Source organism: Larkinella harenae (assembly GCF_054780515.1).
In genome coordinates, this window is the sequence record NZ_BAAGWE010000002.1 from 753,651 (window position 1) to 776,865 (window position 23,215).

15 protein-coding genes are annotated in these 23,215 nt (G+C 52.0%); 10 read left to right on the forward strand and 5 right to left on the reverse strand.

What is annotated here, in order from left to right; translation table 11 throughout:
* Positions 1-18 precede the first annotated feature (18 nt).
* From ACYVH9_RS14505 to ACYVH9_RS14525, 5 genes are all read right to left on the reverse strand, one after another.
* Positions 19-3,600, reverse strand: a complete 3,582-nt coding sequence (locus tag ACYVH9_RS14505) for a hypothetical protein (RefSeq protein ID WP_460637077.1) — start codon at positions 3,598-3,600, stop codon at positions 19-21.
* A 93-nt stretch (positions 3,601-3,693) separates the two neighbouring features.
* Positions 3,694-5,190, reverse strand: a complete 1,497-nt coding sequence (locus tag ACYVH9_RS14510) for an FtsZ/tubulin family protein (RefSeq protein ID WP_460637078.1) — start codon at positions 5,188-5,190, stop codon at positions 3,694-3,696.
* A gap of 119 nt (positions 5,191-5,309) precedes the next feature.
* Positions 5,310-5,684 (reverse strand): hypothetical protein, encoded by a 375-nt coding sequence (locus ACYVH9_RS14515; protein WP_460637079.1) that lies wholly within the window; start codon positions 5,682-5,684, stop codon positions 5,310-5,312.
* 40 nt (positions 5,685-5,724) lie between these two features.
* On the reverse strand, positions 5,725-6,996 hold the full coding sequence (locus ACYVH9_RS14520) for a hypothetical protein (protein ID WP_460637080.1): 1,272 nt from the start codon (positions 6,994-6,996) through the stop codon (positions 5,725-5,727).
* 72 nt (positions 6,997-7,068) lie between these two features.
* Positions 7,069-7,689 (reverse strand): hypothetical protein, encoded by a 621-nt coding sequence (locus ACYVH9_RS14525; protein WP_460637081.1) that lies wholly within the window; start codon positions 7,687-7,689, stop codon positions 7,069-7,071.
* Positions 7,690-7,808: 119 nt separating this feature from the next.
* Between ACYVH9_RS14525 and rsmA the strand changes: the two genes are divergently transcribed.
* From rsmA to ACYVH9_RS14575, 10 genes are all read left to right on the forward strand, one after another.
* Positions 7,809-8,660, forward strand: a complete 852-nt coding sequence (rsmA, locus tag ACYVH9_RS14530; RefSeq protein WP_460637082.1) for a 16S rRNA (adenine(1518)-N(6)/adenine(1519)-N(6))-dimethyltransferase RsmA — start codon at positions 7,809-7,811, stop codon at positions 8,658-8,660.
* Positions 8,661-8,708: 48 nt separating this feature from the next.
* Complete coding sequence (gene mgtE / locus ACYVH9_RS14535) at positions 8,709-10,061, forward strand: magnesium transporter (RefSeq protein WP_460637083.1); 1,353 nt, start codon at positions 8,709-8,711, stop codon at positions 10,059-10,061.
* Between the two features lie 127 nt (positions 10,062-10,188).
* On the forward strand, positions 10,189-10,641 hold the full coding sequence (gene dtd, locus ACYVH9_RS14540; RefSeq protein ID WP_460637084.1) for a D-aminoacyl-tRNA deacylase: 453 nt from the start codon (positions 10,189-10,191) through the stop codon (positions 10,639-10,641).
* Positions 10,642-11,074: 433 nt separating this feature from the next.
* Positions 11,075-14,353, forward strand: a complete 3,279-nt coding sequence (locus tag ACYVH9_RS14545; protein ID WP_460637085.1) for a SusC/RagA family TonB-linked outer membrane protein — start codon at positions 11,075-11,077, stop codon at positions 14,351-14,353.
* 18 nt (positions 14,354-14,371) lie between these two features.
* On the forward strand, positions 14,372-16,168 hold the full coding sequence (locus ACYVH9_RS14550) for a RagB/SusD family nutrient uptake outer membrane protein (protein ID WP_460637086.1): 1,797 nt from the start codon (positions 14,372-14,374) through the stop codon (positions 16,166-16,168).
* A 109-nt stretch (positions 16,169-16,277) separates the two neighbouring features.
* On the forward strand, positions 16,278-17,120 hold the full coding sequence (locus ACYVH9_RS14555; RefSeq protein ID WP_460637087.1) for an endonuclease/exonuclease/phosphatase family protein: 843 nt from the start codon (positions 16,278-16,280) through the stop codon (positions 17,118-17,120).
* A gap of 30 nt (positions 17,121-17,150) precedes the next feature.
* On the forward strand, positions 17,151-17,516 hold the full coding sequence (locus tag ACYVH9_RS14560; RefSeq protein WP_460637088.1) for a DUF2237 family protein: 366 nt from the start codon (positions 17,151-17,153) through the stop codon (positions 17,514-17,516).
* 257 nt (positions 17,517-17,773) lie between these two features.
* The gene (locus ACYVH9_RS14565) at positions 17,774-18,343 is read left to right on the forward strand and encodes an RNA polymerase sigma factor (protein ID WP_460637089.1); all 570 of its coding nucleotides are present in this window, start codon (positions 17,774-17,776) and stop codon (positions 18,341-18,343) included.
* A 143-nt stretch (positions 18,344-18,486) separates the two neighbouring features.
* The gene (locus tag ACYVH9_RS14570) at positions 18,487-19,602 is read left to right on the forward strand and encodes a FecR family protein (protein ID WP_460637090.1); all 1,116 of its coding nucleotides are present in this window, start codon (positions 18,487-18,489) and stop codon (positions 19,600-19,602) included.
* Between the two features lie 180 nt (positions 19,603-19,782).
* The gene (locus ACYVH9_RS14575) at positions 19,783-23,211 is read left to right on the forward strand and encodes a TonB-dependent receptor (RefSeq protein WP_460637091.1); all 3,429 of its coding nucleotides are present in this window, start codon (positions 19,783-19,785) and stop codon (positions 23,209-23,211) included.
* Positions 23,212-23,215 lie beyond the last annotated feature (4 nt).

Below are 23,215 nucleotides of genomic sequence, written 5' to 3' on the forward strand. Positions count from 1 at the left end.
CAATGGTTAATGAATGGTTTACGATTCTGCAATGTGTTTCGACAACTCATACAACGCGTGTTTGAGCGGCAGGAAGAAATATGTCTCGGCCAGCGCGTCATTGGGGCGCTGCTCGAAGCCCATCCGGGCCAGCATGTAACTGTCATACAACCGCCCTCCCCGCGTAATATCCGTACCGACCAGATAATCAATATATCGCTCGGGCGTCTGGATGTTATATTCGCTTAGAAAATAGGCAATATCGCGATCCTGCAAAGTCAGTTCCAGAAACCGTTGCATGTTGTGCAAAACCGAGTGGTGAAACTCGCGCTGCGGGCTCACCTCACCGATTTTGGTTCGGCGGTATTCAAAGGCATAGGTTGGCTGTGGCTCCGTTCCTTCTTCAGCGGTTTCGGGCAAATTACCCCAATAACTGGTCGTTTCGCGGTTTTCGTACTGCGCTTTTTCGGCTCCGGCGTTTTCGTACAGAACCGCTCCGTTGGCCGTCGTCTCCTTCGGATTGTCGGACAGAATCACTTCGAAATCCGGCGGTACTGTCTGTTTGGAATACGCCTTGAACAGCATTTTCGTAAACTGAATCAGCCGTGAACGCGATCCGAGCATGGTCAGGTACTGACTGCCCCGCCCCGTAAACGTCAGGTAGCGCGGCAAGGCCAGATTGTGCGATTCCAGCAATTGCACCAGGTGGTAAACAATCGCGCTGTAATGCAGGTACAACACAATCCGCAAAGCCGGTCTGCCGTCTTGAATCGACTGCGTAAACTTAAAGTGACTGTCGTACTTAAACAGCAAACTAACAATATCCTCCGCCGTCAGTTCCGGTTTGTTCAGGAAGGTATCCAGAATGGAATCTTCCCGCGCGGGGGTCTGGTTGAGTGTCCGGCGGTAGGCCAAATAGTTTTTAACAAAACCGTTGTCTTTCCGGTGCGACGGGTGCCCCTGTTCGTCCAGTCCACCGCCCCAGATGTCGTAACCGGCAAACCGGAACGAGGTATTGAGGTAACGACCCTGCTGCTTCATAAACAGCATAATATCGGCGGTTCCGCCCCCAATATCTACGTTGACGGTATCGGCAAATGATTTTACACCATTCTTGACCAGATAAAAATACGGTGCCAGCGATTCCGGAACCGGCCTGGACCGGAAGTTATTCGTTGTTCCAAACACATTCCGGAACGCCTGTTCCCATTCGTGTACCAGGTTATCTTCCGTCACGGCCCGCATGCTCGACGGAGCCAGCCAGGCCACGGCGGTTTGCTGCACGTTCCCCTGATTCAAAATCACTTTATTCCGAATCAGTAACAACAAGGTTTCAAAGAAAGCCCGTACACGAGGACGGTTCAGCGTGTCGGCTGGCTGGTTTTCAAAGAGCCATTTCAGGTTCGTCACGTAATGGTTAACACCCGTGCTACCTTCTTCCAGATCGATGTTGAAGCCCAGGTTGACTTTTGAAAACAGGTTATTCCCGCTGTCGGTAAAACCACTTTTTTCGTAAACCGTTGTCCGCAACGGAAACGAGAAGGGCGAACCAAACTCCTTGCCGATAATGGCCGGAATAAACTCGCGTCGAACCAGTTGGTCGAGCTGTACCAAACCGCCGAAGCTAACCCGTTTTTCGTATTTGTCGTATACGGTTTGTGCTTCGTAGCCTTCATACGGTTTGTTGAACAAAACCATTTGCAGCTCGTCCTTGTCCAGAAACGTATTTTGATCACTGACCGTCAGGGCCTTCGGCTCAACGTCGCCCATCGCGGCATCCGTGTAGGCGATGTGCGTATTGGAGGTTCCGAAGTCAATGGCAAACGTAAAATTTTTGTACCCCTTCTCGGCGATGGTTGTAAACAACGGCAACACCAGCCCACGGTACGGAATGCCGCTGCGCTCCAGCCGGATTTCCAGCACATCAAATGCCTGTGGCACTTTGTAGAAATAGGAAGCAGGCAACGGATCGACTTTCGGTGACCGGGGTTCCGGGGCCGTTACGTTGAGCGGCTTTCCGGCGATGATGTTCGGCAGTTCATAAAAATGAACGGATTGGTTTGCCCGAAAGCCGATGTTCGGATCACTAACGTCGGCCAGCATCACGTGATACTGGTTCAGGTTCTGCAAATCGGGCACCGTCAAACGATAGAAAGGGAAAAACGCCAGCCCGGCCCGGAAATCCACTACGGTTTCCGAACGGCCCAGGTTATACTCTTTCCGGAATTCAATCGTGCGGTTATTCCGAATCGGAATCCGCAGAGTTGCCGTGATGATTTTATCCGTTCCGCGGTGCTCGGCCGAAAAGTTGAACTGATTCTGCAAATCCTCGATCCGGAAAAAGTTGAAATACTCTTTCCGCACCGGCAACAGGAATTCGCACTCGCCGATGGTGCCCGTAAAAAACCGTTTGTTATTGATTTTGAACGGCACTTGAATCAGAAAGTCCTCCAGGAAATCGTCGGTCGTCAGAAACGGATACCGCACATTGTCGACACCCGGCAAATACCGTTCGGCCAGCAAACCACCTTCGCTGAGGTTGTTCAGCAATGACCGCATAATGACCGTCTGCGGATTCCAGTTCGTATTCTTAACGTACCGTCCGGCCACATCCATCCGCGACGCCAGCGCCAGCGGTTTCCGCACATTGGTGGGCGCTCCGTTACGGCTTTCCTGCTGGTAATACGAAACCGTCGGTTGCATCACGAAATCGCTGTTTTCTTCAATATCGTCCAGCACATCGTTTTCGCGCACCTTGTACAGCGCCAATCCGGGCAACACCTGTAAGGTTGAATTGCCCTCGCCCCCAATCTGAATGGGTTCGAAATTAGACAATGTTGTGTTGGCTTCCACCGGCAACTGAACGGTGTTGTCAAAGAAAGCCTTGTACATGAATTCGGAGAATCCGCCCTTGGCAGGCAGGTAATCCTTGTATTGATCGTACAGCCGACGCAGGTATGTAACAAAAGCCGTATCCCGATCCTGCAACGGCACGTATTCATTCTGAAACAGCGTGCGGCCCGTTGTGCTTTTGGGCGGATCAATAAACTTATTCTGGCGTTCCTGCTCCCAGTTGGGCGACGTAAAGACCAACGACAACGGCGATGTTCCGCCGAGTAGGGCACCTTTGTAATAGATCAGCGTAAACTGCTGAATGGTGCCGAGTTCATTACGAAAATCCAGCTCCAGCGCTTTGGCCAGAATCTGGTGCGCGTGGCGGGTCGTGGTTGAGTTTGTGGCTTTTTTCCGCAGGGCATCCAGCCGCTCGGCCCGGTTCCAGACGCGGTAGGTCAGGTCGGCGCTGTTACCGGCCTGAAACAACAACTCCAGCATATCGAGCGCGTGCGACACCAGCACGTGATACAACGACAGCTCACGCGGCAACTGGTTATTTTTGACCATCCGGAAAGCCGTATCGAACAGATACAACCGGGCAAACGGCGACGGAATCGACGTTCCGGCCTTGGCCGCGGCTCCGGCCGCTCCCCCCGCTGCCCCGGAAAGCGTATCGGGAATGTGTTCAATGCGGTTGCCCGTCAAACCCGTATGCGAACCCGTCCAATCCTGGTGGTTCTGCTCGCTGACGTTGGGGTCGTTATCAATTCTGAGAATATGTGGCATGAGTTCAAGGAGTCTTAACGGATTATTTCGCGGAGTCAAACGGAGTCTGTGCTTACTCTCTTAAAACTCCGCTTACCTCCGCGAAATAACTTTTTAAACCGCAGCGTCGGACAGTTGCCGGTTCAGCGGGCCGAGTTTTTCGCGGGCTTTCTCGGCTATTTCAATCAGAAGTTGCATGAAGCGCTTTTCGGGTTCAGGAAAGGAACTCTGGAACCCATTCTCGATTTTCCCGGCCTGATCGCGCAAAAATTTCTCGCTCAATCCTTTATCAAAAAAACCGGTTTCAATTCGTTTCGAGCGGACCATTGCATTGAAATCCAGTTGCATGTCGAACGGATAAAAAGCCCGGTCGTTCTGCGCCATTTCATTGAGCCAGGCTTTGAAATGGTGCGTCATGAAGTTTTCCAGCGACGTGTAAAACGTGTTTGTTCGCAGGCTCTGCGACAGCGACAGGTTTTTGGCAAAGGCTTCGCCCAGGTTGTTGGGCACGAAATCGGTAAAAAACTTGGTCGCGTAGGCAAACCGAATGAGCGGTTCGAGCAGCCCGTTGTAGGTCTGGTCGTGAAAATGCGGCAAATCCAGCGTTCGGTCGTTGCGCTTCAAACCGTATTCAAAATACCGTTTGGCGTCACCAAACTCCCCTTCGGGTTTGTTGGCAAAATCCAGAATAGCCGCAGCCGCCAGCATTTCTACCACGTGGGCATTGTTGGTTTGCTTGGCTCCCCCTTCCACGTTGGGGTAGAGTTTGCTACCGGGCCGATCGCCGATGTAATACAGCGCATCCAGATTCACCTGCGTCTGGTAGTACGACAAAGCCGCCTTGGTTTTCGACAGAAATCGGTTCTGATCGATGGCGCTCTGGGTATTTTCTTCCAGCGCAAAATACGGCATCACCGTCACGGCCCCTTTTTTCGCGTTGCGGATCTGGATTTTCTGACTAGGATGTTGCAAAAGTTTCACCAATTGCGGAAAACCCGCCGAACCCGTACCGCCAAAAATCGAGCTGATGACAAAAATCCGGTCAGTCTGATCGTTGAACGCTCCGGTGAAGTATTTATACACTGCCGAATCTTCCAGGGCGTTGAACACCACACTCCCGATGTTCGGATTGCCCTTAAAACCAACGGACAGGTTCAGTTTCAACTCCGCGCTGGTTGGTTTGGCCGAATTGTCGTAGAGCAGTTTCAGCAACTCCCGGTCAATGTCGTCCATGTTGCTGACGCTCAAAAACTCCTCGAAGGTTCCTTCGTGGTCGGTCAGTTTGGGCAGCACCGAATCGCCGATTTTCTCCTGTGCATTCTCGGCCTGAAGCGTTCCGAGCGGTTGCAAAGGTGTGGCAAAGAACGTTCGCCGTTCGGTTTGGGTGCCCTGGCTGGCGGCCGTGTCTTTGTAAGCCACCCGGCGAATAGCCCGATACAGTTCGACTTCCCGCAGCGCTCGCTCCGTATCGCCGTTCTGCATATCCATATCAAGTAGGATCGGAATGATGGTTAAATCTGTAGGCGTTTTGGCCCCGGCTGCCAGCAGCATAGTCAGGGAGCGAAGTACGCGGGCGCCCGTCCCGCCAATACCAAAAAGAAAAAGTTTCATAGACCAAATGTCTTGAACCGGGATTGAGCAGATTAACCAGGAGGATTCCTAATGGATTGTGATAGCCATCTTAGTTGATCCTTTAATCCGTGTAATCCCAGTTCAAGACTCTCTTAAGTTCAAAAAGGTGTCCGCTTGGCAAAGATGGAAAACCGTTTGAGGAGTAACGAAAAAATGCAAAAGTAAATTAGGGCGTACAATAAGTTTACGGCTCCAAACCCTTGCATATAGCTATCGGTATTCTCCGCGCCGGTAGCATCCAGCGCATACCAGACCGCGTACCCAAACCCGAAAATTCCGGCAACCACCAGGGTAATGGCCCAGTGCGAAGTTCGGTAGAAAACCGACTTCCAGCGGCCCAGGACCAGATAAAACAGGAGCGCTAAAGCGATGGAAACCAAGAGTGTAATCAGACCAACGGGCGTAAAAATTTCGTCGGCGTAGATGGGGTCATTGTTCTGGCCCAGCCAGAGTTCATAGAGCGATACAAACATGAGGGAGAAGGTTAGTATTGGTTGTCACACGGGGACTATTTTATTTCGCCAGGTTAAGATTCAGGACCAGAAAATCGTTGGTCGACGACTGATACGCTTCCTTAACCCCGTTCATCAGGTGCACCAGGGCAAAGGTTTTGTTGAAACGACTCGTGGCAGTCCGGTCGTCCATGGTGGACCAGCCGGTAGCATACCAATCATCGAAACGGACCGGCAATTTAATAGTGACACCGGCTTTTTCGTCGTATATATTTTCCACCCGGAACGTCAGCACGTGTGTATTCTGATTCAGCAGTTTCAATTCCCGCTCTTTGATGCGCTCGGTTGACACCTTTTCCTTTTTCTGAACATTCACCAGTTTGACGGTAGCATTAGAAGCCGTCACGACGGCATTCTTTTTGATATAATCTTCCACCTGAGCATAGGCTGGTAAACCGTTCAGATTGACGCCCACCGCAAACTCGGCCGGTGATGCCGGTTTAACCGATAGTTCGGAAAGTCCGGCCTTTTCGGCCCGCCAGCTGCCTTTTTTATTGAGGGAAAAGAACAGATCGAATTGTTTCAGTGCCCCACTGGCGCCAAAATCCAGTTGTTTAGCCGGTTTGGTGATCAGCAGATCGCTCAGTTTCTGGTTCAGATCGGCCACGAGTTCCTGCTTGCCAATGATCCAGATGTAAAACGGCCGCGACTCGCCCGCCAGTTTGTGTTTGTTGTTCGTGTAATCGTAATAGGTTCCGTTGAAACCGGAGCTGTAGGCCAAAACCGTGGCGCTGACACCCTGTTTTTTCAAGGCTGCAAACTGGTCGTTGATCTGGCTTTTTAGAACACTTTCCGCATTCTGGCGGTTGATTTCCGGATTCTTTTTGACCTCGGCATCCGGAAACGACAGAATACAGTCCGATACCAGCAGGGCTACGGTATTTCCCTTCGCCTTTTCACCCACCTGTTTGAAAATTTTATGCAGTTCCGAACTGCGCTCATTGGCCAGGGGGGTTGTGGCCAGATTAACAACAAACTGGTTGTACCCACCCACGAACGGCTGCGCCTTCCCGGCAATGGTCCAGACTTCAACGGGAGCAACCTGATTCATCTTGGTCACCAGTTCGGATACCGCTACTTTAAAGTTGGTTTCGCCTTTCAGATACCCACCCATGCTGGCGGAGGTCTCCATAAAAAACAGGATATTGCTAATACCGGCGGGTTTGGTTTCGGGTTGCTTCTCCGCTTTCTTTTCTTTACGGCCACACCCTTGAATGACGAGAAGAAGTACTAAAAAAAACAGGCTTTTCGCCCGGACGAGTAGATGATTCATTGATTTGTGCACGTCGTATTAAATGGTTTGAAACCCGGCTTCCAACCGGCACCCCTCCTGCCGCTACCCGATTTAATAAGATGATTTATCATTTTTCTGTTTGGGCAGCAAATACACAACCAGCAACAGAAACGCCAACACGATGGTATAAACATCGGCAATTTTATCGGCCTGATAATTATCGCAGCCCTGCATCAGCAGACTGGCAAACACTGTACAAACGACAATACCCCAGTAATTCGTACGTATACGCCAGCGGGCCGCGCCAACGCTGAAATAAATCAGCTCCACCAGCAGTAAACCACCGGCGGCCACTGCCCACAAAGACTCGATCAGTTTCGGATTCATTCCGACTCCGTCTTTGCGGGGTTCCCCTCCGATGTTGATCAGCAGCAGCAGGGCTAATCCGGACAAGGCCATGCCCGCCCAGTTAAGAAAACCAATTCGACCCGTGGATGTTCCGGTCGAGTTGGTCCGCGACGGCATCGTCAACGGGTTGGGTCTCGCCAAAGGTGGTGGCCCGGGTGGCCGTCGCTCGGCTACGGGTGGCGTCAGCGGTTTTTCCGCTACGGCGTTCGTCCAGATCTGGTTGAAAGCGGGGTCTCCCTTCCGGAAAATATGAGTCTGACCGCTCGCATCTTTAAAAAGACCGCATTCCGTCAGTTCATCATAATGAATAACCCCTCTCTGCATGATAAAATACGCTTAGCCAGAAAGCGGTAAAATTAACCAAAACTCCTGCCAAATACCATCAATTTTATACCGTTCATCACTTAGTAACTATACCTTTGTACTCCTAAAATCGATTTGATATGCCTTCGCGTTCTTACGGAAAAAATTCAAAGCGATCGTCCTCTGACCGGAAACCCCCGTTCCGGACTGATGCCGTTCGCGCCAAAAAACACCTGGGTCAGCACTTTTTAAAAGACCTGAGCATTGCCCAACGCATTGCCGATCTGCTCACGGGCCACAATGGCTACCAAACCGTGCTCGAAATTGGTCCCGGTATGGGTGTGCTGACGCAGTACCTGCTCAAAGACACCAAACCCTACACCACCTACGTGGTTGAAATTGATACGGAATCCATTGCTTACCTGAACACTCATTTTCCGATTTTGCACGGCCGGATTCTGGAAGGTGACTTTCTTCAAATGGATCTGACGAGCCACTTTTCGGAGCCGATTGCCATCATTGGTAACTTTCCGTATAACATTTCGTCACAAATTCTATTTAATGTATTAGAACACCGCCAGCAGGTTCAGGAAGTGGTGTGTATGCTGCAAAAGGAAGTAGCTCAGCGCATAGCCTCTCCGCCGGGCAACAAAGACTACGGTATTCTGAGCGTTCTGTTGCAGGCTTATTACGACATTCGCTACGAATTTACGGTGGATGCCAGCGTTTTTTCGCCCCCGCCCAATGTGCAATCGGGTGTGATCAGCCTTCGTCGAAATAACGTCACCAGCCTGGCCTGCAATGAAAAAAAATTCGTGCAGGTAGTCAAGCAGGGCTTTAACAACCGCCGGAAAACATTGCGAAATGCACTCAAGCCGTTAAACCCGCCGGAGTCGATGTTGTCTCACCCATTGCTGGACAAACGCGCCGAACAATTGGGCGTTGCTGAATTTGTTGAATTGACACTATTGATGATGAATGATAAAGAATGAACGATGGATGGGCTGACGCGCCTAGTTCATCATTCATAATTCCCACCTATGACTTTCGAGCTCACCAAAGAATACGTAGAGCACATTCAGGCTGCCATTGATGCCCGGGACGATACGACGTTGCGGACGGAGATGGAAGAACTGTATCCGGCCGATATTTCCGGAATTCTCTACGAACTGGATACCGAATCGGCGCGGTACCTGCTGGCGTTGCTCGATAAAAAAGTAGGCGCCGAAATCCTGGCGAATCTGGAAGTAATCGACCGCCGGGAATTCCTGCAAAGTTTTACGTCGGCTGAATTGGCGCAGTATGTCGATGAAATGGATTCCGATGATGCCGTCGACTTGCTGAACGAACAACCCATCCAGACCCGCGAAGAAGTAATTGCGCTCCTGACCGACCGCGAACAGGCTCGGTTCATCCTCGATTTGCTGCATTACGACGAGGACGTGGCCGGTGGCCTGATGCAGAAAGAGCTCATCAAGATCAACCTCAATCTGACCGTCAACCAGTGCATTGAAGAGATTCGGCAACAGGCCGAAAATGTGGAGAATGTGTACTCTGTTTATGTGATTGACGATGTCGAAAAATTGGTGGGGCGGGTGTCGCTGAAGAAAATTGTGCTGGCGCGCAAGAATGCCAAAATCGCCGACATTTACGAAGAAGACATCATTTTCGTGGAAACCTACCGCCCGGTGCAGGAAGTTGCCGAGGTGATGCGCCGGTATGACCTCGAGGCCATTCCGGTGGTGAATGTGCAGGGGCGGCTTTTAGGACAAATCACCATTGACGACGTGGTGGATGTAATCACCGAGCAGGCCGAACTGGATATCCAGGCCATCACCGGGATTACGGGCGACGTGGAGGAAGAAGACGATACGATCTGGAAGCTTGTTGGCGCTCGCTTGCCGTGGCTGATTGCCGGGGCCGTTGGCAGTTTGCTGGCCGCTACGGTCATCAATACGTTTAATGACCAGTTGAGCAAAATTGCGGCCCTGGCGGCATTCATCCCGATCATCGGTTCAACGGGGGGCAATGTCGGCATTCAAACAGCTTCGCTGATCGTGCAAAGCCTCGCCGAAAAATCCGGGCTGAGTGCTACCGTTGGGCAACGGCTGGCCAAAATGGTACTCGTGGCGCTCATCAACGGGCTGATTATTGGCTCACTGGCGGGCTCGTACTGCCTGCTGATTGGCGAACCGCGCCTGGTGCCGGTGGTGTCGCTGGCGCTGTTGACGGTAGTGCTGCTGGCGTCGTTCATGGGCACCATCACCCCCATCGTTCTCAACCAGTTCGGGATCAATCCCGCCATCGCGTCCGGCCCGTTCATCACTACCGTCAACGACCTGATCGGCATTGGCGTTTATTTCCTGATTGCTACTTTGCTGTTAAGTATTTAATTATGGTTTTCCGTTTACGGTTGTCGGTCGCTGACGCATTCGCCCATGACACCGCTTTTGGGCATCCCCCATCGCAACGACGGCCCGGCATATACCAAAACTTGAAAGCTGTAAACCGATTTTTAAAATGATTGCCGTTATCCAACGCGTTTCTGAAGCGTCTGTCACCATCGACGGGCAGGTAAAAGGCCGGATCGACACCGGTTTTTTGATCCTCCTGGGCATTACCCATACCGACACCCGCGAGGACCTCGAATGGTTGAGCAAAAAGATTGTTGGGATGCGGATTTTCGGCGATGCCGAAGGCAAAATGAATCTGGACCTGCAAGCCGTCGATGGGTCGATTCTGCTCATCAGTCAGTTTACCCTCCATGCCAACACCAAAAAAGGAAACCGCCCCTCCTTCATTGAGGCCGCCCGCCCCGACGTGGCCATTCCGCTTTACGAACAGATGATCCAACAACTTTCGACCGATCTGGGCAAACCGATTCAAACCGGCGAATTTGGTGCCGACATGAAAGTTGCTTTGATCAATGATGGGCCGGTCACCATCCTCGTCGATTCCAAAAACCGTCAGTAAACTATCCACCGCTCCTGCTTATCCTGTTTTAAAATTCAATACGGGCATTATTGGCCCGTAAATTTTTCTTGATTTCTGCATCGCTTAAAATTACAATTTCTTAACCTGCCTCTTCGGGTGTAAAATTGCGCAATCCGCTTTCTTCGCAGCTTCATTCCTAACGCCCGGCGGGTTCCAACCGCATAGTTGCCAACAACCAACACCCATCTCTCTGTTGGCCCTTTTACCAAAAACTATAAGATTAGTTCATTTATTACGAAATGATTTGAGTCTTATTTGGCTATCAATTAGCTCAAAGCGAGAAATTTAAAGTAACTCAACGAAAAAATCTAAAATCTTCTACAGTATAATAATCCAATAAACCTCTTGCTATTCTTTCATTACAACAGCAGGTTGCTGCTGTCATTGAATCTCTTCATTTATCACACACTTTATGAAAAAAATCGTACAAACCTCGGGCTTTCTGGCCCTGCTCCTGACGGGCTATCTGGCTTCAGGACACGGCCAGACGCTTGCCGATGCCAGGGTCAAACGACCGCACGCTGACCAGGCCGTAATGGCCGACGTCACCATTGAAGGGCGCGTCACCGACGGCGACAAGGGTGCTGGTTTACCCGGCGTCAGCGTCGTCTTGAAAGGCTCTTCCAAAGGAACAACCACCGATGCCGATGGCGCTTACCGGCTGGTGGTTCCGGAAACCAATGCCGTACTGGTATTCAGCTTTGTGGGCTATGAGCCTCAGGAAGTGGTGGTTGGAAACCGCACCAGTCTGAATGTCTCGCTGAAACCCGACACCAAAACCCTCAGCGAAATTGTTGTCGTCGGGTACGGGACCCAGAAAAAAGTTAACCTGACTGGCGCCGTCGATCAGGTGACGAGCGAAGTACTGGACAACCGTTCGCTGCCCAACCTGACGCAGGGTTTGCAGGGAACGGTTCCGAACCTGAACCTGAAAATGGGCGATGGCAAACCAACGCAATCACCGGCGTATAATATTCGGGGTACCACCTCAATTGGTCAGGGTGGCAATGCGCTGGTATTGATCGACGGGGTCGAGGGCGATCCCAGCCGTTTGAACCCCAACGATGTAGCCTCAGTATCGGTCCTGAAAGATGCGGCATCGGCGGCTATCTACGGCGCGCGGGGTGCCTTTGGCGTGGTGCTGATTACAACCAAAAGCCCAACCAAAGACCGCACCAGCGTTACGTATTCACTGAACCACTCCATCAAAAGCCCGACCACGGTGCCGGATTTTGTAACCAATGGTTATCTCTTTGCCAAGATGTTTAACGAAGGCTGGTCGGCCTGGAACGATTACTCACAAACACCCCAGAACGTCAACAAAACCGTCCGGTTTTCGCCAGCCTACCTGACCGAACTGGAACGGCGCAACAACGACCCGAGTCTGCCCAAAACCGACATCGATCCCAGTACGGGCGAATACGTGTATTACCACAATACCGACTGGTACAAGGAGTTGTACAAAAAACACACCAGCGCCACCGAGCATAATTTATCGGTATCGGGGAGCAGCGGCAAAGCTGATTTTTACGTAACCGGACGGTATTACGCGCAGCAGGGCCTGTTCCGCTACAATTCCGACGATTACAACATCCTGAGTTTGCGCGCCAAAGGCTCGGTCCAGGTGTTTCCGTGGCTGAAGGTTTCCAACAACGCCGACTTTTCGTCGATGAAATACCACAACCCGCTCAATGTGGGCGAAGGAGGTAGCATCTGGCGTAACATCTCGGACGAAGGCCACAACATGTCGCCAATGTTTAACCCGGACGGCACCCTGTCGTATTCGGCGGCTTATACCGTCGGCGATTTCTGGTACGGCAAAAACGGTATCGATATGGATCGGCGCGTATTCCGGAACACGGCGGACTTTGCGACGAACTTTTTTGATAACCAGTTTCGGGTCAACGGTAACTTTACGTTCCAGAATACCGACAACAACGAATTCCGTCGGCGGGTGCCGGTGCCGTACAGCCGTAAACCGGGCGTAATTGAGTACGTGGGTACCAATACCAACGACTTGCAGAACATTTACCGCGAAACCCTTTACACAGCCACGAACCTCTACGCCGAATACGAACCCAAAATCAACGCCAATCACTATGTAAAAGCGCTGGTGGGTTACAACTACGAAACGTCCAATTACCGGCGGCTGGAAGTTGTTCGCAACGGATTGATCTACGAAAATGCGAATGACATCAACCTGGCCCTGGGTCAGGCCATTACCACTGGCGGTGGCAGTGAAATCTGGGCGATTGTGGGCGGTTTTTACCGGTTGAACTACGGTTTTAAAGACCGCTACCTGCTCGAACTCAACGGGCGCTACGACGGTTCGTCCAAGTTTCCGTCGGGCCAGCGCTACGCCTTTTTTCCTTCGGTTTCGGCGGGCTGGCGCGTGGTTAATGAGCCGTTCTGGAATGTGTCGCCCAAGATCATTTCGGACCTGAAAATCCGCGGCTCTTATGGTTCGCTCGGCAACGGAACGATTGATTCGTACGCGTTTCAGGAGAAATTCGCCATCGCACAATCAGGCCGGATTCTGAACGGAGTTCGTCCGCAGAAAACCGGTCAGCCCAGCGTAATTCCCGACGGTTTGACCTGGGAGACCTCGACCACGGGTGACCTGGGCCTGGATTTGGGCATGTTGAATAACCGCCTGAGCCTGACTGCCGACGCCTACATTCGGAAAACGACCGACATGTTTACCGTTGGGATGACCTTACCGGCCGTTTTTGGAACGGATGTACCCAAAGGCAACTACGCCGACCTGACCACCAAAGGCTGGGAAGCCGTTTTGAGCTGGCGGGATAAAGCCAATGTTGGCGGAAAACCGTTCAACTACGATGTTCGGCTGACCATGGCCGACTACACGGCGCGCATCGACAAGTTCAACAATCCGTATAAGCGACTGAACGATTATTATGCCGGCCAAACCGTGGGCGAAATCTGGGGCTATACCACCGACGGTTTCTTTACGTCGGAGGAAGACATTAAAAACTCGGCCAAGCAAACGCTCTTCCGGGCCTCGAACACCGGCCAATGGCTGCCGGGCGACATCAAGTTTCGTGATATCAACGGCGACGGGGTGATCAACAACGGTGACAATACCGTCGACAATCCGGGCGACCGTCGGATCATCGGGAACTCGACCCCGCGTTATACCTACGGGATCATGCTCAACGCCGACTGGAGCAACTTTTTCTTCTCGGCTTTCTTTCAGGGTGTTGGCAAGCAGGACTGGTGGCCCGGTGCCGAAGCTGGTACGTTTTGGGGGCAATACAACCGGCCGTATAACCGTCTGCCAACCTGGCACCTGGACAACATCTGGTCGCCCGAGAATCCGGATGCGTACCTGCCTCGTTACCGCGGCTACGTAGCCCAGAACAGCGCGGGTGAACTCGCACAGGCCCAGACCAAGTACCTCCAAAGCCTGGCTTACCTGCGGTTGAAAAACATTCAGTTGGGCTATAACCTGCCAAAGCTGCTGATCAGCAAGGCAGGCATGACCAGCGCCCGGGTGTTTGTATCGGCTGAAAACATCTGGACCTGGGCCTCGCTGTACAAGCTGACGCGGGATCTGGACGTGGAAAGCGCCACCGAATCCGACCGTGTTCTGACCAACGGTTCGAGCGGAAATGGCCACAACTACCCGATTCTGAAAAGCTTCACGATGGGCCTGTCGGTAACCTTTTAATTCATAATCAGCAACACCATGAAATTACAACATATAGGACTCCTGCTGGCTGGGCTGGTTTTTGCCGGGTGCAGCGAACTGGAGCAGGTGCCGGAATCGACGGCTACCAAAGATGCGGTTTTCAGCAGCGAAAAAGGGTTGGAATTATACAGCAACTCGTTTTACGATAACCTGACGAGTCCCGATTTCAGCATTCTGCCAACAGCCAATACCATCATTCGGAGTGATGAAATGGCGGATTTTGCCGCCCGGACACAGGTACCGGATTTTATTCGGGATGGTGCCTATGGTCCCCGTCAAAGCTCGGGCTGGGACTGGCGGGCGCTGCGGAATATCAATTATTTCATCGAAAATGCCACCAATCCGGCGGTTCCGGCCGATGTCCGGCGGCATTATGTCGGCCTGGCGCGGTTTTTCCGGGCGTTGTTCTACTTTGACAAGGTCAAGCGGTTTGGTGATGTGCCCTGGATTAACAAAGCCATGGGCGTGTCGGATCAGGATTTGTACAAAAGCCGCGATCCGCGTGTGATGGTGATGGATTCGGTACTGGCTGACCTGAACTACGCCACGCAGAACATCCGGACCACAGCCGACAACTCGCGCACGCTGATTACCAAAGCCGTTGCCCAGGGTTTCAAATCCCGGATTTGTCTGTTTGAAGGCACGTTCCGCAAATACCAGACCTCATACAAGCTGGAAGGCACCGCCGAAAAATGGTTGACCGAAGCCGTCACCGCAGCCGAAACCGTGATGAAAGAAGGCGGTTTTTCGCTCAACGAAGCAGGCGGCACCGACAAATCGTACCGCCAATTGTTCATCAACAAGACGCCGGTGACGAATGAAATCATGCTGTCGTCGGTCGTCGATCCGGCCCTGAGTGTCTTCAACGACGCCAACTGGTGGTGGACCAGTGCCACGTACGGCGCGCGCGTGAGCCTGACTCGTACCTTTGTCAATACCTACCTGAACATCGACGGAACACCGTTCACAAGCAAGCCCGGTTACAAGACCATGACCTTTATGGAAGAAGTAAAAGGGCGCGACAAACGGTTGTCACAAACCATCCGGTCGGGCAACTACACCCGGGTTAATGGTGGTGTTTCGGAGCCTGGCCCACCGGTTTTTTCGTACACCTACACCGGTTACCAACCCATCAAATGGACGTTGGATGATACGTTTTACGACGGTGGAACCCGGAACGACAACTCCATTTCGATCATGCGCTACGCCGAAATTCTGCTGAATTACGCGGAAGCTAAAGCCGAGTTGGGTACCTTTACGGACGATGACTGGACCAAAACCGTGGGAGCGCTGCGGAAACGGGCGGGCATTACAGGCGGTTTGACGGCCCGGCCTGCGGTAGCTGACCCCTACCTGCAAGCCAATTATTTCCCGGGCATTTCGAATCCATCGCTGCTCGAAATACGGCGCGAGCGAGGCATCGAACTGGCCCTGGAAGGCTTCCGGTTCCCGGACCTGATTCGCTGGAAACGCGGTGAACTCATGGAACAAACCTGGAACGGTTTTTACGTCCCGGCGCTCGACAAACCACTGGATTTGAACGAAGATGGCAAAAACGACGTGGTGTTTTACAAAGTTAAACCACCCACGCAACTGGCGGGTGTAATGTACATCAACGTGGCCGAAACCGTCAATGGCGTTCCCAATCCGCAACGGTTGTCGAACGATACCTCGGGCGAACTGACGTGGCTGAACAATATTCCACGGAAATGGAATGATAAATTTTACCTTTACCCCATCCCCGAAAATGACCGGCTGCTGAACCCGGCCATTGGTCAAAATCCGGGCTGGTAAAATAGTTTATATCCTGTTTCGCAGGGTTGAGCGGAGTTTTGTCTCTGCTTGATTCACAAAAACCCGCCCAACTCTGCAAAATAATTCAATTCAATCTATCCAAAATCAAATGAAACTAACAATCCTACTCCTGTTGACCAGCCTTTTAATGACCCAGGAAGCCTTTTCCCAGAAAGACACGCCCATTACGATTGCCACGTATAACATTCGGTACAATACAAAGAATGACGGAATTAATGCCTGGCCCAACCGCAAGGAAGACGTTAAAGCCCTCATTCGTTTTCACGAGTTCGACCTGTTTGGAACCCAGGAGGGCCTGCGCGATCAGCTGGAAGGTATTGCCGAGTTGAACGAATTTGCCTTCTTGGGCGCGGGGCGCGACGATGGCAAACAGGCGGGCGAACATTCCGCTATTTTCTATAAAAAAGATCGTTTCAAGGTCCTGAAATCCGGTAATTTCTGGCTGAGCGAAACGCCCGACAAACCCGGCAAAGGCTGGGATGCCACCTGCTGCAACCGCATCTGTTCATGGGCGTATTTTCAGGATCTGACGACGAAAAAGAAATTCTATTTCTTCAGCGTTCATTTCGATCACCAGGGCGTGGAAGCGCGTCGGCAGTCGGGCAAATTGATGGTGCAGAAGATTCAGGAAATTGCCAAAAATGAGCCGGTGGTACTGGTGGGTGACTTCAACTCAACGCCCGAAACCGAACAGATCAACACCATCAAAACCCTGCTGAGTGATAGCCGCGATGTCACGGCGATGCCACCCTACGGCCCCGTTGGCACCTTCAACAGCTTCAAATTTGATTCGCCGATGAAAAACCGCATCGATTATATTTTTGTCAAAAAAGGCATTGACGTCCTTAAATACGGCGTTCTCACCGATTCCAAAGAGCAGCGGTACCCATCCGATCACCAGCCGGTTGTGATCAAAGCCGTTATCCGCTAACTTGGGCGTCGTACCATCCGACGCTCTTTTATGGATGCCATCAACGTCTACGGGAATCCGCTGGAATGCTGCTGTACCCACCCCAAGACCGGTTTCTTCCGCGACGGTTTTTGCCGGACTGACGAAGAAAACCGCGGTCAACACCTCGTCTGCGCGATTGTCACCCAACAATTTCTGCGGTTTTCGCGCAGCCGGGGTAACGACCTCATCACGCCCCGCCCCGAATTACAATTTCCCGGCCTAAAACCCGGCGATCGCTGGTGTCTGCATGCATTACGCTGGCGCGAAGCCTACGAAGCGGGCGTGGCTCCGCCAGTTTTGCTGGCCAGTACCCACCAGCAAGTGCTGAAGTACGTAACCATCGAGATGCTGCGGGAACTGGCGTTTGAAGAATGACGAGGAAGTATGAGTTGAGAGGGAGTCGCCCAGACGGGGTCGCCCGGCGGTTGGCTGACGCACTTTTAGCCAGCGCCGACCAAAACTCTTCATTCATAACTCTTGGCTCCTAATTCCTTGCTTGTCGGTATGCGTAGGATATGTTAAGAAATAATCAAGAATTCCGGCGAAATGTGAAAAAATTGTTACTATAACCGGAAAACTTTTTCTTTATTTGGGGCAAAAGTAGCTTTGTCTGCTCATCATCTTTAAGCCTCGTGACCGACCAGGAGATTCATCTTTGGCAAGCTTTTCGTGAAGGTGACCGCTGCGCCTTTGAGGCATTACTGCGCGTATATTATCAGCCACTCTTCGAGTACGGCACCCAATTTTTGAAAGACCGTGATCAGTTGAAAGACTGTCTGCACGATTTACTGGTCAATCTGTGGGAACGGCGGGCCTTCCTGAACGAAACCCAGAACCTGAAATTATACCTTTTTAAGGCATTCCGGCACCAGATTTTCAAGACCAAACAAAAAGCCGGTTTGCTGGCCGACCTTCCCAATGGCGACGAGCTGGAAAACGAAGCCGACGACTACGCCGAGAACCTGATTATTCAGGACGAAACCAGCCGCGAGAATCAATTGCGCGTGCAACACCTGATTGGGCAGCTGACGCACCGGCAGCGTGAAATCTTGCACCTGAGGTTCTACGAAAACCTTTCCAACGAACAGGTAGCTGACCTGTTGGGTATCTCCCGCCCGGCCGCTGCCAATTTACTCTACCGCACCCTGAAGCAATTTCGCGAAAGCTGGCAGTTGCTCTTTCTATTCTGGGTCCTTTGCTAATCCGCTTCCCAGGCTGACTCCCCGAGTATTTTCCAGAACCTACCCAAAAGAAGTTAATCTACTTTCAATCAGTACATTGCGCCCCTAGAATTAATTTTCTTCACTTTTCTTGATGATTCAGACGAGACTTTCTGACTATCCCTGTGAAAGCCGTTAAATGGTGCGATACCATGAAGGAGTATAAGGACTATAACCTCGAAGATTTTCTTTTTGACGAAAAATTCCAGCAGTGGGTCCGTTCAGGCTCGCCGGAACAGGAAACGTTTTGGCAGAACATTACGGCGGCTTATCCGGACAAAAAAGTGGAACTGGAACAGGCTCGGGAACTCATCCTGAGCTGGCAAAACCAACCTCCGTCCTTGTCCGAACGTGAACTCAACCAGGAGATTGACCGGGTTATGCAAAGCACGGAATCAACGATGGAGTTGCCCGCTATTCGCCCACGGTATCGGCTAGGTTGGTGGAAGGCCGCTGCCGCCGTGGTTTTGCTGACTGCCATGAGCTGGGGCTGGATGGTCTGGCAACCATCGTCGGCGCCACCACGGTTTTCGTACCAGCACCTGACCAAGTCGTCAAAACTCCCATTGCAGGAAATTTCAAACACTAAATCCACACCATTGCCAGTAAGCCTGCCAGATGGCAGCCGCGTGACACTTTCGGAGAATAGCCGCATCAGTTATTCGATGCACTTCGATCAGGAAACGGAACGGGAGATTTTTTTGACGGGAGAAGCTTTTTTCGAAGTCACCAAAAATCCTAAAAAGCCCTTTCTGGTCTACACCAACGGGCTGGTCACCCGCGTTGTCGGTACCAGCTTTCTGGTTCGGTCGGCACAAACGCAGGTTTCGGTTCAGGTCCGGTCCGGGCAGGTGGCCGTTTACCGGATGCCGGAATCAAGCCAGAAGACAGACCACGACGAACAGCTTTTACTGACGCCCAACCAGCAGGCCATTTTTTCGGAGAAAGAAAACCGCCTGATGCGGTCGGTAGTCGAAAACCCCGTTCCGCTGCAACGGGAAAGCAAGATTACCAGCTTTCAATTTGACAATACGCCGGTTTCGGAAGTGTTCGAGCAGCTCGAAAAAACGTACGGCTTATCGATTGCCTACGACAAAACCGCTATGCAGGATTGCGCCCTGACCGTTTCGCTAGGCAACGAGCCGTTTTTTACCAAGCTCGATATCGTTTGCCGTACCATCGGCGCCACCTACCAAGTCTATGATACGCAGATTGTGGTGGCTAGTCAGGGCTGCGACTAATTTCAGAAACTTAACCCCGATTCTATGCAGAAACCGTAGACCCTCTTCACCAAAAAACCGGTAATGGTTCCAGCATTACCGGCTTGATTAACTCCCTCATTAATAGCGTAATGATTGCCCCTCTACGGAGGAGCCCGGGAGAGTTTTGCTTTTTCCTTACGTTCAAAGCGATGGTAAATTATGAAAAAAACAACAACAAAACGCAATGTCTTTGCGCTCTTTATGAAAATTACCGGTGTACCCATGATGCTGGTTCTGCTACTGGCCGGAATGGCTTATGGCCGAAATGGGCTGGCACAGGAACTGCTGAATCGGACTGTTTCGGTCGACGCTGACCAACGGGAGTTGCGTACAGTTCTGAATCAATTGGAAAAATCGGCGAAAGTACGGTTTTCGTACATGCCGGCCCTGATTCGGGATCGGAAAGTGAGTGTTACGGCCCACAACCAGCCGCTTAGCGAAGTCCTGGGAAAGATGCTGCGTCCGCTTCGGATTCAGTATTCCGTGGCCGGGGGATATATCATATTGAATCGGGAATCTGATCCGTCCGGACCAACTAACCAGCCCGCTCAAAGCGAGGGAAACGACCACGCGGGGGCCGCTAAATCAGCGGTTTTACCCGCAGAAGAAACCATTTCGGGAAAAGTTACCGGCGAGAACAACGAAGTACTACCGGGCGTCAGTGTCGTGTTGAAAGGCACCACGCGCGGCACCACCACCGACGCCAACGGGCAATACCGTCTGGCCGTGCCCGATCGGCAGGCCGTGCTGGTATTTTCCTTTGTGGGGTTTACCAGCCAGGAAATAACCGTTGGAAATCAATCGGTTGTCAATATTAATCTGCAACCGGACACCAAATCGCTGAGTGAGATTGTGGTTGTGGGATACGGAACGCAGAAGAAAGTAAACGTAACCGGAGCCATCTCGATGGTCGATGGCAAGACCCTGAATCAAGCCCCCACCACCCACGTGACCAACACGCTGGCGGGCCGGGTAGCGGGGGTCACGGCTTTTAACCGCTCGGGTGAGCCAGGTTCCGACGGTTCTACCCTGCTCATTCGGGGCCGCAGTACACTGGGCGACAGTTCTCCGCTGATTGTGGTCGACGGTATTCCGAGTCTGCTCGGCGGACTGGACAAAATCGATCCCAACGACATTGAAAGCGTATCGGTATTGAAAGATGCCTCGGCTTCGATTTACGGTTCGCGGGCGGCCAACGGGGTAATTCTGATCAAAACCAAACGCGGCAGCAGCGGCAAACCAACCATTAGCTACAATTTCAATCAGGGTTTTGTTTCTCCGACTCGTCTGCCCGAGATGGCCGATGCACCTTTGTATGCCCAGCTGGTGAACGAAATCCAGGAATACGCCGGGGGCCAGCCCAAGTTTACCCAGGAAGACATCACCAAATTCCGCGACGGATCATCCCCCTGGACGCACCCAAACACCAATTGGGTCGATGCGGTTATCAAACCCGTTTCGCTGCAAAACCGCCAGAACCTGTCGTTGCGGGGTGGCAGTGAGAAAGTGCGGTATTTTGTGTCGCTGGGAACGCTGTTCGAAGATGCAGTTTATCGCAACAGTGCCACCAATTACAAACAGCAGAACCTGCGGATCAACCTCGATGCCGACGTCAACCAATACGTCCGGCTGATGTTCGATGTGCAGGGGCGGCACAGCAACAAAAACTATCCGCCAGTCAGTGCCGGTTCTATTTTCCGGTTTCTGCTGCGGGGCCGCCCGACAGAAACCGCCATCTGGCCCAACGGTTTGCCCGGTCCCGACATCGAGCAGGGCAACAACCCCGTGGTGACTTCGACCAACACCAGCGGCTACAACCAGCACGACATCAACCTCGGCAACATTATTTTCGGAGCTAACATCAAAATTCCAGGTGTCGAAGGCCTGTCGGTCGATGGAAACCTGGCAGCCAGCAAGGAACTGACCCACAAAAAGAACTTTATCAAACCGTGGATGCTGTACACCTTCGGTGGTTTTGACGCCCAGAATAACCCGATTCTGAATGGTGCCAGCCGGGGAGTTGCCAAACCAGAACTGTCCGAGGCCTTTGTGCACGAACAGCAGGTTACGTTTAACGCCAAAATCAATTACAACCGCGCATTTGGCCCGCACAACCTGAGCACATTTGTGGCTTACGAGCAGAATGAGCAGAAAGGCAACGAATTCTCCGGCAAGCGAAAATTCTTCGTTTCGCCGATTGTGGACCAGTTATTTGCCGGTGGACAGGACGAACGCGAAATCACGGGGCTGGCTTCTGAAGAGGCCCGCCGGAACTACTTTGGCCGGGTTTCGTACCAGTATAATGAAAAATACTTGTTCGATTTTAACTGGCGTTACGATGGTTCGCAGAACTTTCCACGCCACCAGCGCTACGGTTTTTTTCCGGGCTTCTCGGCGGGCTGGGTTGTCTCGAACGAAGGATTCTGGAAGAATAACATCAATGCTGTCAACTTCCTGAAACTGCGGGGATCGTGGGGTCAGATGGGGAACGATAAAGTAAAAAGCTACCAGTTCCTGAGCATCTACGGGTTTGACTCCGGTACCATTCCGGGCGCTATTTTCGGAAACAACCTGAGCCTGAACTCGGCCATTTATCCGGTCCGAATTCCGAACCCGAACATTACCTGGGAAGTTGCCAATACCTTCAATTTAGGCGTTGAAACGCACTTTTTCAACGGCGCATTGACCGTCGAAGCCGACTATTTCTACACCAACCGGTCGAATATTTTAATTCCCCGCTCGGCATCAACACCGGAGTATACCGGCATGGTTTTGCCCGACGAAAACCTCGGAAAAGTTCGAAACCGGGGCTTCGATGCTCAGATCAGTTACCGCAAAACGTTCGGAAAAGTAAAATTCGACGTGGCCGGAACGGCCTCGTATTCCCGCAACAAAATTATGTTCTGGGATGAATCGCCGAACGTTCCGGACTACCAGCGCCGGACGGGATCGACCATTGGGTCGGGCCTGTATTACGACGCCATCGGTGTTTTTAAAACCGTTGATGAAGTCAACAGCACTCCTCGGTTTGCGGGAGCACGACCGGGCGATGTGATTTTCCGTGATGTGAACAACGACGGTAAAATTGACGCCCTGGACCAGATTCGGATCAATAAATCGGAGTTTCCCAACCTGACCTACGGTTTAAATATCGGCCTTCAATACGCCGGCTTCGACCTGACGATGCTCTGGCAGGGCGCGGGTGACGCCAACCAATACGTTCGGACCGAATCGGGTTTGATCGGCAACTTTCCGCGCGCCTACGTGGAAAACCGCTGGACCAAAGACAATCCGAACGCCACCGTTCCGCGGGTGTTCGACAACCGGGAATACTGGATCACCCAAACCAACACGCACTGGCTGTACGACACGGATTACCTCCGTCTGAAAACGCTGCAAATTGGCTACAACATTCCGGCAGGGCTGACCCAGAAACTCAAAATGCAGAACCTGCGCGTGTATGTAAGTGGGCAAAACCTGATCACCATCGACAAGGTGAAAATATTCGACCCGGAAGTGTCTAGCGGTTCAGGGCAGTATTATCCGCAAACGAAAATTTTGAACGCCGGTGTTAGTGTGAGCTTTTAACGAT

Coding starts and splice junctions, on each gene's coding strand:
- ACYVH9_RS14575 (WP_460637091.1), top strand. CDS start 19,783: ATGAAAAAAACAACAACAAAACGCAATGTCTTTGCGCTCTTTATGAAA.
- ACYVH9_RS14560 (WP_460637088.1), top strand. CDS start 17,151: ATGGATGCCATCAACGTCTACGGGAATCCGCTGGAATGCTGCTGTACC.
- dtd (WP_460637084.1), top strand. CDS start 10,189: ATGATTGCCGTTATCCAACGCGTTTCTGAAGCGTCTGTCACCATCGAC.
- ACYVH9_RS14545 (WP_460637085.1), top strand. CDS start 11,075: ATGAAAAAAATCGTACAAACCTCGGGCTTTCTGGCCCTGCTCCTGACG.
- mgtE (WP_460637083.1), top strand. CDS start 8,709: ATGACTTTCGAGCTCACCAAAGAATACGTAGAGCACATTCAGGCTGCC.
- ACYVH9_RS14505 (WP_460637077.1), bottom strand. CDS start 3,600: ATGCCACATATTCTCAGAATTGATAACGACCCCAACGTCAGCGAGCAG.
- ACYVH9_RS14515 (WP_460637079.1), bottom strand. CDS start 5,684: ATGTTTGTATCGCTCTATGAACTCTGGCTGGGCCAGAACAATGACCCC.
- ACYVH9_RS14510 (WP_460637078.1), bottom strand. CDS start 5,190: ATGAAACTTTTTCTTTTTGGTATTGGCGGGACGGGCGCCCGCGTACTT.
- rsmA (WP_460637082.1), top strand. CDS start 7,809: ATGCCTTCGCGTTCTTACGGAAAAAATTCAAAGCGATCGTCCTCTGAC.
- ACYVH9_RS14520 (WP_460637080.1), bottom strand. CDS start 6,996: ATGAATCATCTACTCGTCCGGGCGAAAAGCCTGTTTTTTTTAGTACTT.
- ACYVH9_RS14555 (WP_460637087.1), top strand. CDS start 16,278: ATGAAACTAACAATCCTACTCCTGTTGACCAGCCTTTTAATGACCCAG.
- ACYVH9_RS14525 (WP_460637081.1), bottom strand. CDS start 7,689: ATGCAGAGAGGGGTTATTCATTATGATGAACTGACGGAATGCGGTCTT.
- ACYVH9_RS14550 (WP_460637086.1), top strand. CDS start 14,372: ATGAAATTACAACATATAGGACTCCTGCTGGCTGGGCTGGTTTTTGCC.